This window comes from Clostridium sp., assembly GCF_050717515.1.
In the GTDB taxonomy this organism is placed as follows: Bacteria; Bacillota; Clostridia; order Clostridiales; family Clostridiaceae; genus Clostridium_AD.
In genome coordinates this window covers 322,242-336,768 of sequence record NZ_JBOITL010000039.1, presented here as the reverse complement: position 1 = coordinate 336,768, position 14,527 = coordinate 322,242, and the positions used below count along the sequence as shown (strand labels likewise).

16 protein-coding genes, 2 tRNA genes and 1 riboswitch are annotated in these 14,527 nt (G+C 31.3%); of the genes, 17 read left to right on the top strand and 1 reads right to left on the bottom strand.

Features of this window, described 5'->3' with window-relative positions:
• Positions 1–216 precede the first annotated feature (216 nt).
• Positions 217–942, top strand: coding sequence for a uracil-DNA glycosylase family protein (locus ACREV6_RS23730; protein ID WP_431580500.1), 726 nt, complete (start codon positions 217–219; stop codon positions 940–942).
• Between the two features lie 399 nt (positions 943–1,341).
• Here ACREV6_RS23730 and ACREV6_RS23725 read toward each other — a convergent pair.
• Positions 1,342–1,428: transfer RNA gene (locus ACREV6_RS23725), tRNA-Leu, on the bottom strand.
• A gap of 239 nt (positions 1,429–1,667) precedes the next feature.
• On the opposite strand from ACREV6_RS23725, the gene glsA reads away from it, so the two are divergent.
• From glsA to mreD, 16 genes are all read left to right on the top strand, one after another.
• Positions 1,668–2,585: a glutaminase A gene (gene glsA / locus ACREV6_RS23720; RefSeq protein WP_431580499.1), complete on the top strand. Its 918-nt coding sequence runs from the start codon at positions 1,668–1,670 to the stop codon at positions 2,583–2,585.
• A 35-nt stretch (positions 2,586–2,620) separates the two neighbouring features.
• Positions 2,621–5,236 (top strand): DNA polymerase I, encoded by a 2,616-nt coding sequence (gene polA, locus ACREV6_RS23715; RefSeq protein ID WP_431580498.1) that lies wholly within the window; start codon positions 2,621–2,623, stop codon positions 5,234–5,236.
• A 6-nt stretch (positions 5,237–5,242) separates the two neighbouring features.
• The gene (gene coaE / locus ACREV6_RS23710) at positions 5,243–5,842 is read left to right on the top strand and encodes a dephospho-CoA kinase (RefSeq protein WP_431580497.1); all 600 of its coding nucleotides are present in this window, start codon (positions 5,243–5,245) and stop codon (positions 5,840–5,842) included.
• A gap of 3 nt (positions 5,843–5,845) precedes the next feature.
• Positions 5,846–6,424 (top strand): lytic transglycosylase domain-containing protein, encoded by a 579-nt coding sequence (locus ACREV6_RS23705; RefSeq protein ID WP_431580496.1) that lies wholly within the window; start codon positions 5,846–5,848, stop codon positions 6,422–6,424.
• Positions 6,425–6,530: 106 nt separating this feature from the next.
• Positions 6,531–6,612, top strand: a tRNA-Leu gene (locus ACREV6_RS23700).
• 200 nt (positions 6,613–6,812) lie between these two features.
• The gene (locus tag ACREV6_RS23695; RefSeq protein ID WP_431580495.1) at positions 6,813–6,941 is read left to right on the top strand and encodes a hypothetical protein; all 129 of its coding nucleotides are present in this window, start codon (positions 6,813–6,815) and stop codon (positions 6,939–6,941) included.
• A 360-nt stretch (positions 6,942–7,301) separates the two neighbouring features.
• Positions 7,302–7,847 carry a hypothetical protein gene (locus tag ACREV6_RS23690; protein WP_431580494.1) on the top strand — a complete coding sequence of 182 codons (546 nt, stop codon included), beginning with the start codon at positions 7,302–7,304 and terminating at the stop codon, positions 7,845–7,847.
• A 219-nt stretch (positions 7,848–8,066) separates the two neighbouring features.
• Positions 8,067–8,618, top strand: a complete 552-nt coding sequence (locus ACREV6_RS23685; protein ID WP_431580493.1) for a GNAT family N-acetyltransferase — start codon at positions 8,067–8,069, stop codon at positions 8,616–8,618.
• 69 nt (positions 8,619–8,687) lie between these two features.
• Positions 8,688–8,834: riboswitch (cyclic di-AMP (ydaO/yuaA leader) on the top strand.
• Positions 8,835–9,455 carry a C40 family peptidase gene (locus ACREV6_RS23680; protein WP_431580492.1) on the top strand — a complete coding sequence of 207 codons (621 nt, stop codon included), beginning with the start codon at positions 8,835–8,837 and terminating at the stop codon, positions 9,453–9,455.
• A gap of 135 nt (positions 9,456–9,590) precedes the next feature.
• Complete coding sequence (locus ACREV6_RS23675; protein WP_431580491.1) at positions 9,591–10,331, top strand: SPOR domain-containing protein; 741 nt, start codon at positions 9,591–9,593, stop codon at positions 10,329–10,331.
• A gap of 258 nt (positions 10,332–10,589) precedes the next feature.
• Complete coding sequence (locus ACREV6_RS23670) at positions 10,590–10,850, top strand: DUF4321 domain-containing protein (RefSeq protein WP_431580490.1); 261 nt, start codon at positions 10,590–10,592, stop codon at positions 10,848–10,850.
• Positions 10,851–10,860: 10 nt separating this feature from the next.
• The gene (locus tag ACREV6_RS23665) at positions 10,861–11,436 is read left to right on the top strand and encodes a Maf-like protein (RefSeq protein WP_431580489.1); all 576 of its coding nucleotides are present in this window, start codon (positions 10,861–10,863) and stop codon (positions 11,434–11,436) included.
• A gap of 12 nt (positions 11,437–11,448) precedes the next feature.
• Positions 11,449–12,135, top strand: a complete 687-nt coding sequence (radC, locus tag ACREV6_RS23660) for a RadC family protein (protein ID WP_431580488.1) — start codon at positions 11,449–11,451, stop codon at positions 12,133–12,135.
• Positions 12,136–12,155: 20 nt separating this feature from the next.
• Complete coding sequence (locus ACREV6_RS23655; RefSeq protein WP_431580487.1) at positions 12,156–13,163, top strand: rod shape-determining protein; 1,008 nt, start codon at positions 12,156–12,158, stop codon at positions 13,161–13,163.
• On the top strand, positions 13,164–14,015 hold the full coding sequence (mreC, locus tag ACREV6_RS23650) for a rod shape-determining protein MreC (protein WP_431580486.1): 852 nt from the start codon (positions 13,164–13,166) through the stop codon (positions 14,013–14,015).
• Between the two features lie 10 nt (positions 14,016–14,025).
• Complete coding sequence (gene mreD, locus ACREV6_RS23645; RefSeq protein ID WP_431580485.1) at positions 14,026–14,517, top strand: rod shape-determining protein MreD; 492 nt, start codon at positions 14,026–14,028, stop codon at positions 14,515–14,517.
• Positions 14,518–14,527 lie beyond the last annotated feature (10 nt).

Genomic DNA, 14,527 nt, shown 5'->3' with positions numbered 1-14,527 from the left:
AATAGGATAAATGAGAGCTTGAGCTGTATGTCGCGAAAGTGACACGTACAGTTCTTAGGCGAGAAGGAGGGAGTAATTCCTCCGACTTAGCCGACAGTCGAAAAAATGAATACTTAATTGATGAGTGCAGTGAAAATGAATAACTTGGATATGGCGAACTAGTAGAATATTATGTGCTGCTGTTAAATGGTTTATAATTTAGAATGGAGGTATATTATGGAAAGAAATGAATTGCCTAAATTATTATATAAAAATATTGACATGGTTAAGCCATATCCAAACACGGTAAAACCAGTTGATAAAATGGTAGATATAACAGCTTTTTTTCCTGGAGGTAAAGGACTGTGGTTAGAAGAATACTCAGAGGTATTCCCAAGTGTTCTTGTACTCGGTCAAGATTTTTCAACAGTAAAACAGTACAAAAGGATATTAAGAAATGAAGCAACTGATTTAGAATGTGCAACATGGAGAAATCTAATTAAATTTTTCAACGAGGCAGGAATAGATTTAAAAGATTGCTTTTTTTCTAATGTATTTATGGGACTAAGAGATACAGTATCTATGACAGGAGAATTTCCTGGCTCTAAGGATGAAGATTTTGTTAAAAGAAACATTGATTTTCTTTACTATCAGATTGATGTGATAAAACCTAAAGTGATTATTACTCTTGGAATACCTTCATCAGAATTTCTTGCTAAATTATCATCTGATTTGGATTGTTGGACAGACGGAAAGGCATTAAGAGTTCCTAATATAGGTTTACAAAAAAATGTTCGATTTAAAGATAATGTTTGCACTTGTTTAGCATTAGAACATACAAGCTGTAGAAATGCAAACGTAAAAAGAAGAAAGTATATAAACAATAGTGGTGATCATTGTGGGAATGATGCAGAAGTTGAGATGTTAAGAGATGTTAAGATAATTAATTCGCAATCTTCTTAACGGACGACACAACCAACTGTTACAATTACTAAAGTAATGGAGTAATTCTGCATTTTTTTATATATTCTTCAGCTTCCCATTATTCTTATAATGTACAATAAACAAAACTTCTTAAAAGGCAGCAATGCCTTTTTTTATTTTACAATTTATGAATATAATAGGAATCGTTAGTAAGTACAAGTTATTCATTTGCTATTCCAACTTTTGATATTACAACATTAATTAAGAAAAAAATTCAATCAAAAAAGTATACATTTCTTTTTAATTCCCATCTTTAAATTTAACCTATCCTACCCTGTTTTAATCTCTGTTAAAATAGAAGCGGACAAAAGACGGATAAAACAAAGAAAAGAGCATTTAGGAATATTCTTCCTAAGTGCTCTTAACCTTTTAAACAACTGGTGCCGGAGGCGGGAATCGAACCCGCACGGTATTGCTACCACTGGATTTTGAGTCCAGCGCGTCTGCCAGTTCCACCACTTCGGCATGTCTGACAAGAATTATTTTAACATATATTTATAATTAATGCAATAGTTATAGTAGAATTTTATATCTGCTTTCATTTTGCTTAAAGTATTCATTCTATATGGAACAAAACCAATATTAATTTTTTGTACAATCAATTGAAAATACCATTCAAAGTATAGTATTATATGTAGTGTACATGTAAATACTAATATAAAAAAATACATTTTATTATATTGTTAATTGATCAGGGGGCTAACATGAAGAGAATATTAGATACTATTATTGATAAAAATAGACATTTTACAAAGGAAGGAATAGTTGCCTCATATATACCAGAACTGTCTAAAGCAGATGGAGAGGCGCTAGGTATTTGCGTAACTACTCTTGATGGAGAAGAATTTTTTGCAGGGGATTATGAAACGAAATTTACAATACAGAGTATATCAAAGGTTGTTACACTTATGCTAGCCATAATTGATAATGGGGTAGATTATGTGTTTACTAAAATAGGAATGGAGCCCACAGAAGCTGGCTTTAATTCTATAATAAATTTAGAGAAAAATACTGACCAAAGACCTATAAATCCAATGATAAATGCTGGAGCAATTGCAATAGTTTCCTTAATTACAGGGGATACTGCAGAGGAAAAGTTTAATAGAATCTTAAAGTTTACAAGGAAAATAACAGGTAATCCTGATATTAATATTAATGAAGGGGTTTATACCTCTGAAAAAGCTACGGGGGATAGAAATAGATCACTGGCTTATTTTATGAAGAGTACAGGTGTTATTGAGGGTGATGTGGAACAGGTTTTAGACGTATACTTTAAGCAGTGTTCAATGGAGGTCAATTGTAGGGATATAGCAAGAATAGGAGCTATGCTTGCTAATTCTGGTGTGATAATTTCTAGAAATGAAAGAGTTTTATCTAGAGAAGCTACTAGAATAATTAAAACTATAATGGTTACTTGCGGCATGTATGATGGTTCAGGTAACTTTGCAGTACATATAGGAATACCTGCAAAAAGTGGTGTAGGTGGAGGTATAATGGCAGCAGTGCCTAGGAGAATGGGTGTTGGTGTAATTGGACCCGCGCTGGATGAAAAAGGTAATAGTATTGGTGGTATAAAGGTTTTAGAAGAATTGTCTAAGGAATTAGATTTAAGTATATTTTAAAAAAATGTAATCATAGCAGAAAGAAGGGATTTAAAATGTCTAAAGAAAGGTTATTAATTTTAGATGGTCATAGTCTTATGTATAGAGCTTTTTATGCATTGCCGGCCCTAACAAATTCAGACGGTATATATACTAATGCAGTTTATGGTTTTACAAATATGCTCTTAAAAATGAAAGAGGAATTTGAGCCAGATTATATTGTTACAACCTTCGATAGAAAGGCACCTACTTTTCGTCATGAAGAATATAGTGATTATAAGGCAGGTAGAAAGAAAATGCCTGATGAGCTTATCGGACAGTTTTCTATAGTTAGGGAACTTTTAGAGAAAATGGCTATAGACATTTTTGAATTAGATGGATTTGAAGCAGATGATTTAATAGGAACACTATCTGTAATTGGAGAAAAAGAGGGGCTAGAAGTCTTTATAGTAACAGGGGACAGGGATGCACTTCAACTTGCTACAGATAATGTTAAAGTTGTAATAAATAAAAAGGGAATGTCAGAAAAAGAAATATATGATAGAAATCGAATAATAGAGGATTTTGGAGTAACCCCTACTGAATTTATAGATGTAAAGGGCTTAATGGGAGACGCCTCGGATAATATTCCAGGAGTGCCAGGAGTTGGTGAAAAAACTGCTTATAAGCTTATTAAAGAGTACAAGAGTATAGAAAATGTTCTTATGAATATTGAAAATATCAGTGGCAAGAAGCTTGTGGAGAATTTAATGACTTATAGTGAGCAGGCTATTTTCAGTAAAAAATTAGCTACTATTATTACTAGCGTGCCTATGGAAATAGATTTAGATTCAATTAAATCAAAAGAAAACTATGATGTACGTGCTGTAAAAGATTTATTCTATAAATTACAGTTTAAATCATTAATAGGCAAAATAGCAGATGATGAGAATTCAATTGAAGAAATATTTTCAGCTGATTTTACAGTAATAGATAAGCTGATCGAGCTTAAGGGATTAGTAGAAGAGGTTAAAGATACAATTTACATAATCTTTGATATTACAAATGCTAATGTTTTTTCTGAAATTAGCTTAAATAATATATACCTGAGTTATAAGGAAAAAAACTATGCTATTAAGGTTAGTGAATTATTTAATGAAGATGAAGAAAAAACTATAAGTTATTTAAAAACTATGCTTGAAAATAAAGATATTAAAAAGGTAGGCCATTCCTTAAAGAATGCTTATACAGCTCTTAATAAAAAGGGTATTGTGTTACAAGCAGTAAAATTTGATACTGAACTTGCAGCTTATTTGATAAATTCAGCACAAAGTGAATATAGTTTAGAAACTCTTACTGATACATTTCTTAGAATTAGTATTGTAGGCGAGGGTGATGCAAAAGAGATTAATAAAGTGGCATTACTAAAAAAACTTTATGAACTATTAGAAATGAAGATTAAAGAGTATAAAATGGAAGAACTTCTATATACGGTAGAGCAACCACTAACAGAGGCTATATCATATATGGAGGCAGAAGGGTTTACAATAGACAAGGATAAACTAGCGGAACTTAACATAAAATTTGCAAAAGACATAAATGAAATGGAAAGCACTATTTTTGCACTAGCGGGAGAAGAATTTAATATTAAATCTCCAAAACAATTAGGAAAGATATTATTTGAAAAATTAGATTTACCTGTTATAAAGAAAACAAAAACAGGATATTCAACCAATGCTGAGGTTTTAGAGGCATTAGTAGATAAGCATCCTATTATTACAGAAATTACTCGCTATAGAGGGCTTACAAAGATTTTTTCTACCTATATAGAGGGACTACAAGCAGTTATTGATACAGATTGTAGAATACATTCCAACTTTACTCAAACAGTAACTACAACAGGAAGATTATCAAGCACAGAGCCTAATTTGCAAAATATTCCTATAAAACATGAAATGGGTAGAGCTATAAGACGAGTATTTATACCACATAACGATCAGTGTGTTATATTATCTGCGGATTATTCACAAATAGAGCTTAGGGTCCTTGCTCATATATCTGGGGATGAGAATTTAATTGAAGCTTTCATTAACCATAGTGATATTCATACTAAAACTGCTTCAGAGGTATTTAATGTACCCCTAGAAGAAGTTACATCACTTATGAGAAGTAATGCCAAAGCAGTAAACTTTGGCATAGTATATGGTATTGGAGAATTTAGCTTAGCAAAGGATATAAATGTATCTAGAAAAGAAGCTAAAATTTATATAGATGCCTATTTTGAAAGATATCCAAAAGTTAAGCAGTATATGGAGGATATAGTAGTTGAAGCTGAGAAAAATAATAGTGTTACCACAATATTTAATAGAAGAAGAGCAATCCCTGAAATAAACTCCTCTAATAAAATTGTTAAGTCCTTTGGAAAAAGGCTTGCTATGAATACACCAATACAAGGTACTGCGGCAGATATTATTAAGCTGGCTATGGTAAATGTATTTGACAAATTAAAGGAGTCGGGCTTGAAAAGTACACTAATACTTCAAGTACACGATGAATTAATATTAAATGTATATAAAGATGAGGCCCAGAAGGTCCAGAATTTGGTTAAAGAGCAGATGGAAAATGTTATAAAACTTTCAGTTCCTCTAGAAGTAGGAATAACAATTGGAGAAACTTGGTATGAAGCTAAGTAGTTGCAAATGTTAAAGGTAGGGATAACAGGTGGTATTGGTAGTGGAAAGAGCACAGTAACTAATATGGTAAAGGAAAAGCTCTTTCCCGTTATTGATGCTGATATTGTAGCTAGAGAGGTTTTTATAATATATCCTGAGCTGATATCTCAAATTAAAGAGGAGTTTGGGTGTGAGTTTTTTGATGAGGAAGGTAAATTACTGAGGAAAGAGCTTGGAAACTACATATTTAAGAATGATACCCTGCGAAAAAAGTTAGAGCGTATAATTATGCCTTTTATAATAAATGAAATAAACCGTAGGATAAAAGCCTATGAAGAAGATAATTGTAAGTTATGTTTTCTTGATGCGCCTACTTTAATAGAGAATAATTTACATGCCAGTATGGATGTAACTATATTAGTATGGGTAGGAAAAGATGTTCAAATACAAAGGGTTATGCTTCGGGATAATTTAGATTTAGACGCAGCAATGGATAGAATAAGAGCTCAAATGCCAATAGATGAAAAGAGGAAGTTTGCTGATTTTATTATTGATAATGGAGCAAGTATTGAAAATACAAAGTTACAATTAGATTTAATTATTACACAATTAGAAAGGGTAATGTGAAATATGAAGTTTAAAACAATTATAAAGATTTTATTCCTAATTTTATTGGTTATGATATTAATCAATGTTAAAAGTATTTTTAAAAGTTTTTATCCAATAAAATATGAGGAGCACATAATTAAATATTCGCAAAGGTATAATGTAGACCCCGTTTTGGTTGCAGCTGTAATTAAAGCAGAAAGTAATTTTGATGAAAAAGCTAAGTCACATATAGGTGCCTATGGGCTTATGCAGATAATGCCTGAGACAGGAATGTGGATTGCTGAAAATATGGGATTAAAGGACTATAAAGTGGAAAAATTATATGATAACGAAATTAATATTGCCATGGGATGTTGGTATATTAATAATTTAAATACAGAATTTAATGGAGATACAGACCTAGTGCTGGCAGCTTATAATGGTGGCCGCGGAAATGTTCAAAAGTGGCTTAAAGATAAAGAACATTCTGAGGATGGAAAAAAATTAAAAAATATTCCTTTCGGAGAAACTGATAAATATGTAAAAAAAGTAAAGACAAATTATAATATTTATTTTAAATTATATGGTGATAAACTTAAGGTATCTTCAAAAAACAACTAAAATATTGACAATTCATATTAAACTGATATATAATAAATCTTGTAGTCATTGGTTGTGTAAATACATATGACTATAAGATTTTATCCTTGTACTAAAAATGATATTTGCGAGAGTGGCGGAATGGCAGACGCGCATGTTTAAGGGACATGTGGGAGACCGTACGGGTTCAAGTCCCGTCTTTCGCACCAAGAAAAGCTAGTGGAATCAACAGATTTTGGTTTATTACAAGTAAAAAACTATCACAGGACCTTTTTGTAAAAAAGAAGTTGAACCTGTGATAGTTTTTTTTGCATTAACCCTTTTTATAAAGAAGGCAGAACAAATTTCGGGAGAGATGAATTTTTAAAAGAATTATGGTAAAACTAACATCTGAAAGAGGTGTTAATTTATGAAATTGTTTATGAAAAACAAAAAAAACAATTCTAACAACGAAAAAAAGGAAAAACAACTTGAAAATAATCCTGTTACTATGAACGGTGATAATGACAGAAGTAAACCGGTAAGAGGATTAAAGTAGCAAATGCTATAATTAGCAATTAAAATAAAGATGGTGCAATTTTGTACCCTCTTTATTTTGATTGTTAATTTTTTTTAGGGTAAGGAAAGTATATATTACGTAAACTTCATTTTGAGTAAGCTTTAGTAATTCTTAACTGATTTTAATGGGAGATGCGTTAAGAAAAGTGCATGTTTGAGCGTCAGCGAGTTTGCACTTTTTAGCATCTTTCATTAAAATCAGTTTAGAATTACTTAGCGCAGCGAAATGCAGTTGAAGTAATATATACTTTCTTATTTTTTTTGTTGCAAAAGTTAGTATCAAAACACTGCATCAAGCATAAATTGTTAATGTATTAATAATTTAGAAAATGGGAGGTCAATGATGAATCTAGATGACAGAAACTTTGAGGATATAGACATGAATGAAGAATATGAAATGATTCCATTTGAACCTATGATGTATGGATATGGGCAAATGAATAGCATGCCGAGTATGGGTGTGAACCCAAGTATGGGTGTGAACTCAAGCATGGGTAGGCCAATGGGATACATGCAAGATGTAAATCCAAATATGGAAAGGACTCCAGCTATGGGAATGGATCAATTTAATGAAGATATGTTTATGAATGGCTTTAATTCAATGGCTATGATGTATGGAGATACATCTATGAAAGATTATGAGGATGAGAATGAAGGGTTAAGACAAATAGATAAGTATGGAGATAATGAGCCTTTTAGAGATGGTTATAATAATCCAAATAAATTTAATCCCAAATACAATGATGTTGATTCCATTGTAAGAAGGATTGAAAGGTATAACCCTGCAATATTTAGGCTCTTGACTAGGTGTGGTATGCCTTATGCCCAGGCAAGAGATATAGTTAGAAGAATTGTTAAACTCACACTTATGTACAGTGAGGAGTAAATTAGTCTTAAGTTCAACATAAGGGACATTTAGATAAACCATAGAAAATGTTTATATTATAACCCTATAAAAATTTATAGGGTTATAATATTTATCAGGCATTTTTGTGTATTTAAAAATAGAGAATTAGTAATATATACTTTTTTTTATTGAAGGAGATTTAAAGGTAATGTAGAATTGTTTATTAACATAGAATTTAATTATCCAAGAGGTGTAAATATGTTTAATATAGATATTGTGTTTGATGATGTTAGCATCATGAGTGTAGAAAAAGAAGATATTATTAAAATCGAAAAGTGGATTAATAGCCAACAAGTGTTTAATATAGATGCGAGTCAGGATTATGGTATTATGGAATTTTACGAAAGATACTTAGAATATTATCTAAGTGAGGGAGAGTACTTTCTTAAAGTTATGCGAGGTAGTGAACTTATAGGAATTATTAAAGGCCGGATAGAATTTAAAAATCCCAATGAAGTGTGGATTATGTGTTATTTAATAGAATTTAGATTATATAGTCTTGAGATATCTAACACTATTATTAACGAATTTTTAAAGCATTTGTATAAAAACTATGGAATACGTAATTTTTATACTTTTGTTTCAGCTGATAATCAGGCCATGCTGAAACTATGGAAAAATAATAAATTTGAAATAAGTAGAGTAACAAGTAATTTTTTAGAAATAAATAAGCAAGACAAGGACATATTAATTTTAAAAAAAGAATTTGATATTAATAAAATCAAATCAAATAATGCTTACATATATTAATGTGACACTAATAATAGTCTGCTTATAAAATGTCATCAGAGCTATTGACATTTTTAGGAAAATTATTTATAATAAATTAAGCTGAGTCCTATTTATATATAGGTACGGAGGAACCAAGAAATATGGGGTTAATCTAAAAAAATAGTAAATATTTATTAGTAGGGAGCCTTCAGCCCGAACCCGTCAGCTAACTTCGGAAGCTTTAGGAGGGATCAAGTGAATATTTTAAAATCTAATTTAGTCAAAATGGTAGTTTTTCTAGTGTTCATAGGTGTTTTTACAAGTATGAAAACCGAAATGGTGAAAGCCGATGTGGCAATTAAAGGTCCAACACAAGTTGGTCTTCGCTGTGCAACTTTTAAAACAGACAAGGTTATTAAAGTGCCAGATAGAAGTGCACAAAAAAAGAAAAAAGAGCTAGGGAAAAGATTATCAAGAGGTGAAACTTTATCTAAATCACTGGCTTCAGGTAGCCAAAGTAATTTGATTTCTTATGCCTATAATTTTATTGGAAAACCATATGTATGGGGAGCTACGGGACCTAGAAGTTTTGATTGTTCAGGCTTTACAAAGTATGTTTATAATGCTTTTGGAGTTGATTTACCACATTATACAGGGTCTCAAATAGGTGAGGGAAGTTCAGTATCTAGGGGTAATCTAAAACAAGGTGATTTGATTTTCTTTAATACAGATGGACCAGTATCACATGTTGGCATTTATGTAGGGGATGGGGAGTTTATACACGCCTCCTCAGGAAGTAGAAAAGTTACAGTGAGTAATTTAGATAAAAGTTATTACGCTTCCAGATATGCAGGTGCAAGAAGAATTCTTAAGTAGAGATAATATAATCCGACATTAATTGTCGGATTTTTTTATTTTAGATAGCTTATATATTTTCTTTTTTTTATTCTAAAATTAGCTTTCAAATAATAATATTTTAAATAAGGATTTATTAAGTTGGGGGATGTTAGAGTGAGATATACTAGATATAATTATAAACCACCTAGAAAAAAAAATAATTTTATGCTGGTCTTTATATTAATTATAATAGCAGCTATTGCACTGGGCACAATATTTTCCAAACTATTACCTAAGAATAATACAAAAGCAACTGCAACTGCAGATGATAAAACTACTAAAATAGGGTTAGAAAAAGATAAGGTAACAAATAAGGATGCTACGAACCCTTCTAAAGTAAGCTCTGAAGGGATTATTAATGACTATGTAGCAATACAATGTGGTAACTTCAGTAACAAGGCAAACGCTTTGGTTTTGAAAAATAGTTTAATGAAGTCTGGTACACCCTTTATTATTGAAGAAGATAATTCAAATAGAGTTTTGCTTGGTATTTATCCCAAAGGTAATATTGATAGTATAACTAAGGAGCTACAAGCAAATAAAATAGAATATGTTAAAATTAATTTTCAGGTGATTGGCAATGATGCCACCGGTTCACAAATCAATGAAATGATAAATGCAGACCTTAAAATATTAAATAAACTTTCAGAAAAAGATATTAGTGGAGTTCAAACTGTGGAATTAAAAAAGTGGCTAGGAACCTTAAAGGGTGCAGATGAAAAAAGTGCAAGTTTTAATACCATGACCGAAATAAAAGCATATTTAACTGCTTTGCCTGTGGAATTTAAAAAGGAAAAAACTGAGGAAGGATATATATATATTTATAGATTTATAAAGAAACTATCAAAGATATAACCAGATAATTTTTTTATATTTTGTAAACAAATTGTAAAGAAGATCCATGAAATTGAATGTAAAATAGAATGATACAAAAAATACAAATGGATTATTAAAGTCTATTTGTATTTTTTTAATCCAACTTTATAGTCATTGCAATCCTAACTAAACCTTCTGCAATTATAAACTTTTCCTGAATAATATTTTATACACTTGTTAATGAATTTATTAAATGTTAAAATGTATAAGATATATAAGTAAAGTGGGGGATATAATTTGAAAAGTGCAGAAAAAAGAAATTCGTATTTTATTTTTTTTATGCTTATAGGAGCCATTTCTGGAAGTCTTATAGGTGAGTTATTAGGAAATAATTTAGGTGCACTGGCATTTTTAAAGAGTACATACACCATAGGTATGAATAAGCCTATGCTTATAGATCTGAAAGTATTAGCCATAACTTTCGGTATAAATTTTAATATTAATATTATGTCTATTATAGGCATAGTTTTGGCAATAATATTATATAGAAAATATTAGGAGTGATGTAGTGGATATTATTTTAGCTTCTGCTTCGGTTCGGAGAGCAGAACTTTTAAAAAAAATAACTAGTAATTTTAAGATAAAGGTAAGTGATTTTAAAGAAAGTGACATACCGTTTTCTGGAAATTGTGGGGACTACGTTATGAACTTAGCAAGAGGAAAGGCTATGGATATCTCTAGTAGTATGAACAAACCAGCTGTTGTAATAGGTTGTGATACTATCGTTTATTTTAATGGCAAGGTTCTTGGAAAACCTAAAGATAACGAAGAAGCTTTTCAAATGCTTAGTGATTTAAGTGGCAATACGCATGAGGTCTATACAGGAATTGCAGTAATAAACACTGAAACCCAAAAAATTTCAACTGAATATGTTTGTACAGAGGTAAAATTTTCAAAACTCTCAGAGGTGGAAATAAACAAGTATATTGAGACTGGAGATCCTCTTGATAAAGCGGGAGCTTATGGTATACAAGGAGCGGCATCTTTATTTGTCGAAGAAATAAAGGGTTGCTACTATAGTGTAGTGGGGCTACCAGTGAATAAATTGTATTTTATGTTAAGGGAGATGGGGGTCAATCTATAAAGGAGTTGTTTTATGGGTATGACCTTCAAAATCATGGATTTACCTCAAAATGAAAGACCGAGGGAAAAATTATTAAGATACGGTGCTGAAACACTTTCAAACAATGAATTATTAGCTATAATACTTAGAATAGGATCAAAAAATGAAAATGTTTTAAGTCTTTGTGGTAGAATTATTTCGGAGTGTGGCGGACTAAATGGACTTTTAAGTTCAAGTGCAGAAGAGTTTATGAATTTAAAAGGTATTGGCAGTGCTAAAGCAACACAACTTTTGGCCCTTACAGAAATTTCAAAAAGATTTAGAAGTTTTAAATCTGGAGAAGAATATAAAATTACCACGCCCAAAGATGTAGCGCAGTATCTTATGGAAGAAATGAGATATTTAAAAAAAGAATATCTTAAATTAATTATGCTAAATACAAAAAATATAATTATAAGTATAAAAGATATTTCGATTGGTAATTTAAATACTTCCATAGTTCATCCAAGAGAAGTTTTTTATGAAGCTATTAAAAATTGTAGTGCTTCCGTGGTTATTTGTCACAATCATCCTTCAGGAGATCCAACTCCTAGCAAGGAAGACATAAGCATTACTACAAGACTTAAAGAATGTGGTAAATTATTAGGGATAGAATTGCTTGATCATATAATTATTGGTAATGGGACTTATACAAGTTTAAAAGAAAAGGGAATGCTTTAGATACGAAAGGAGAAATTATAATGGGAATATTCGGAACGTCTCGTGATATGGGAATAGATTTAGGAACAGCAAATACATTAGTTTACTTGAAGGGGAAAGGAATTGTACTAAGAGAACCTTCTGTTGTAGCTATAAATATAAATACTAATAAGGTACTCGCCGTTGGTGAAGAAGCAAAGCAGATGATAGGTAGAACACCAGGTAACATTGTTGCAATTCGTCCTATGCAAGATGGAGTAATTGCAGATTTTGATATTACTGAGAAAATGCTTAGGCACTTTATAAATAAAGTCAGTTCAAAAGGATTTACAAGCCCAAGAATTGTAGTTGGATTTCCATCTGGGGTAACTGAAGTTGAAAAGAGAGCGATAGAGGAAGCAACTAAAAGAGCAGGAGCAAGAGAGGCATATTTAATGGAAGAGCCAATGGCAGCAGCTATTGGAGCTGGACTTCCTGTAAATGAACCCACTGGAAGTATGATAGTGGACATTGGAGGAGGAACTACAGAAGTTGCAATAATTTCACTGGGTGGGATTGTAACAAGCAAGTCTCTAAGAGTAGCTGGGGATAAGCTAGATCAATCAATAATAGCATTTATTAAAAAGCAATACAATCTTATGATAGGTGAGAGAACAGCAGAAAACATTAAAATTGAGCTTGGATCAGCATCTGTTTTAGAGGATGATGACCTTAGTATGCCAATAGTAGGAAGAGACTTAATATCAGGACTTCCTAAAGTTATAGAAGTAACACAAAAGGAAGTAAGAGAAGCACTTAGTGAACCAGTTCAGGCAATAATTGAGGCAATAATAACAACCCTTGAAAAAACTCCACCAGAGCTTGCATCAGACATAATGGAAAAAGGAATTATGTTAACTGGAGGCGGAGCACTACTCAAAGGAATTGATACACTTATAAATCGCGAAACACATATGCCTGTGCACATTGCTGAAAACCCACTTGATTGTGTTGCTATAGGAGCAGGAAAAGCTCTGGTAAATATAGACGTTATGAGTAAAAGAAGATAGATGAAATTTTTAAAAAATAAACTGGCAGTAGTTATTATAATACTGTCAGTTACATTTTTATCTTTAATCGGGTATAGTGCAAACAGAGAAAAAATGTCTTTCGTGGAGAACGGTGTGGGGGTAACTATAAACTCAGTGCAGGGTTTATTTTTTAATGGGTTTAATAAAATAAGAAATTCTTTTAAATTTGCAACAAATTTTTCAAATGTTAAAAAAGAAAATGAAGAGCTAAAAAAAGCTAATAGCGAGTTCAAAATAAAAGCATTGGAATATGCAGCTTCAATTAAAGAAAATAAAAGATTGAAAAGCATGCTTAAGTTTTCAGAGGATAATGAGAAGTACAATTACATTGGTGCCAATATAAATGGATTAAGTGCAAATGGTTTTTCAGATGGCTTTTATATAAATAAGGGAGCCAATAAAGGTATAAAAAAATTAATGATAGCTATGACTGGAGAGGGCCTGGTAGGTCAGGTTACATCTGTAGGTCCCAATTGGTCTATAGTTCAATGTTTATCTAATGAAAATATTTCAGTGGCGGGTCTTGTTGAAAGAACAAGAGATAATGGTATGGTTAAAGGATATAAAGATGAAAATAATAAATTGCTTGCACAAATACAGAGGCTTTCTTTAGATTCAGCTATAAAAAAAGGTGATGTAATAACTACATCAGGTCTTGGTGGCAGATATCCATCTGGAATTAGAATAGGCAGTGTGCTAAGTGTATACGAGGATAAAGGTAAAGTAATGAAAGGTGCTGTAATAGAGCCATATGTTGACTTTACAAAGATTGAAGAAGTTTTAATTGTGGTACCAAAAGAAGTTAGAGAAGATGGAGAAATAAAATATTAGGGGTTGTATTATGAAAAGAGTATTAACATTAGTATCTTTGTGTATTCTATTTCTAATATTAGATAATACCTTGATGCCTTTGCTTAAGATACATGGTGCATGTCCAAGTCTAATATTTATTTTTGCACTATGTTATTCTATAGTTAGTTCTCAAAAAGACGCAGTTATAATTGGAGTTTTTACTGGAGCCCTTCAGGACTTGTTTTTTTTGAACGGTTTGGGAATTAATATGCTAACAAATATGCTTATGTGTCTTGTAGCTGCTCAAATAGGAAAAAGTATATTTGTTGAAAAGGCGCTTCTTCCGATAGTATCATCTTTTGTGCTAAGCGTAGTAAAAGGTATCATGGTAGTTTCTTTAATGTTTTTGATAAAGCAATATACCCATATGGATACAATATTATATAATGGAATATACAATTTGATAGTTTCTTTTTTCATGTATAAATTTGCTTATAAACTTTCTCAAAAGGAATACATGAAGAAAGAGTGGAGATTTTAAGGGCATTTCA

Bases quoted from the DNA above. Each gene is read 5' to 3' on its own strand.
- ACREV6_RS23685 (WP_431580493.1), top strand. From the start codon at position 8,067: ATGTTTAATATAGATATTGTGTTTGATGATGTTAGCATCATGAGTGTA.
- coaE (WP_431580497.1), top strand. From the start codon at position 5,243: ATGTTAAAGGTAGGGATAACAGGTGGTATTGGTAGTGGAAAGAGCACA.
- mreD (WP_431580485.1), top strand. From the start codon at position 14,026: ATGAAAAGAGTATTAACATTAGTATCTTTGTGTATTCTATTTCTAATA.
- ACREV6_RS23730 (WP_431580500.1), top strand. From the start codon at position 217: ATGGAAAGAAATGAATTGCCTAAATTATTATATAAAAATATTGACATG.
- ACREV6_RS23705 (WP_431580496.1), top strand. From the start codon at position 5,846: ATGAAGTTTAAAACAATTATAAAGATTTTATTCCTAATTTTATTGGTT.
- ACREV6_RS23655 (WP_431580487.1), top strand. From the start codon at position 12,156: ATGGGAATATTCGGAACGTCTCGTGATATGGGAATAGATTTAGGAACA.
- polA (WP_431580498.1), top strand. From the start codon at position 2,621: ATGTCTAAAGAAAGGTTATTAATTTTAGATGGTCATAGTCTTATGTAT.
- glsA (WP_431580499.1), top strand. From the start codon at position 1,668: ATGAAGAGAATATTAGATACTATTATTGATAAAAATAGACATTTTACA.
- mreC (WP_431580486.1), top strand. From the start codon at position 13,164: ATGAAATTTTTAAAAAATAAACTGGCAGTAGTTATTATAATACTGTCA.
- ACREV6_RS23695 (WP_431580495.1), top strand. From the start codon at position 6,813: ATGAAATTGTTTATGAAAAACAAAAAAAACAATTCTAACAACGAAAAA.
- ACREV6_RS23690 (WP_431580494.1), top strand. From the start codon at position 7,302: ATGATGAATCTAGATGACAGAAACTTTGAGGATATAGACATGAATGAA.
- radC (WP_431580488.1), top strand. From the start codon at position 11,449: ATGGGTATGACCTTCAAAATCATGGATTTACCTCAAAATGAAAGACCG.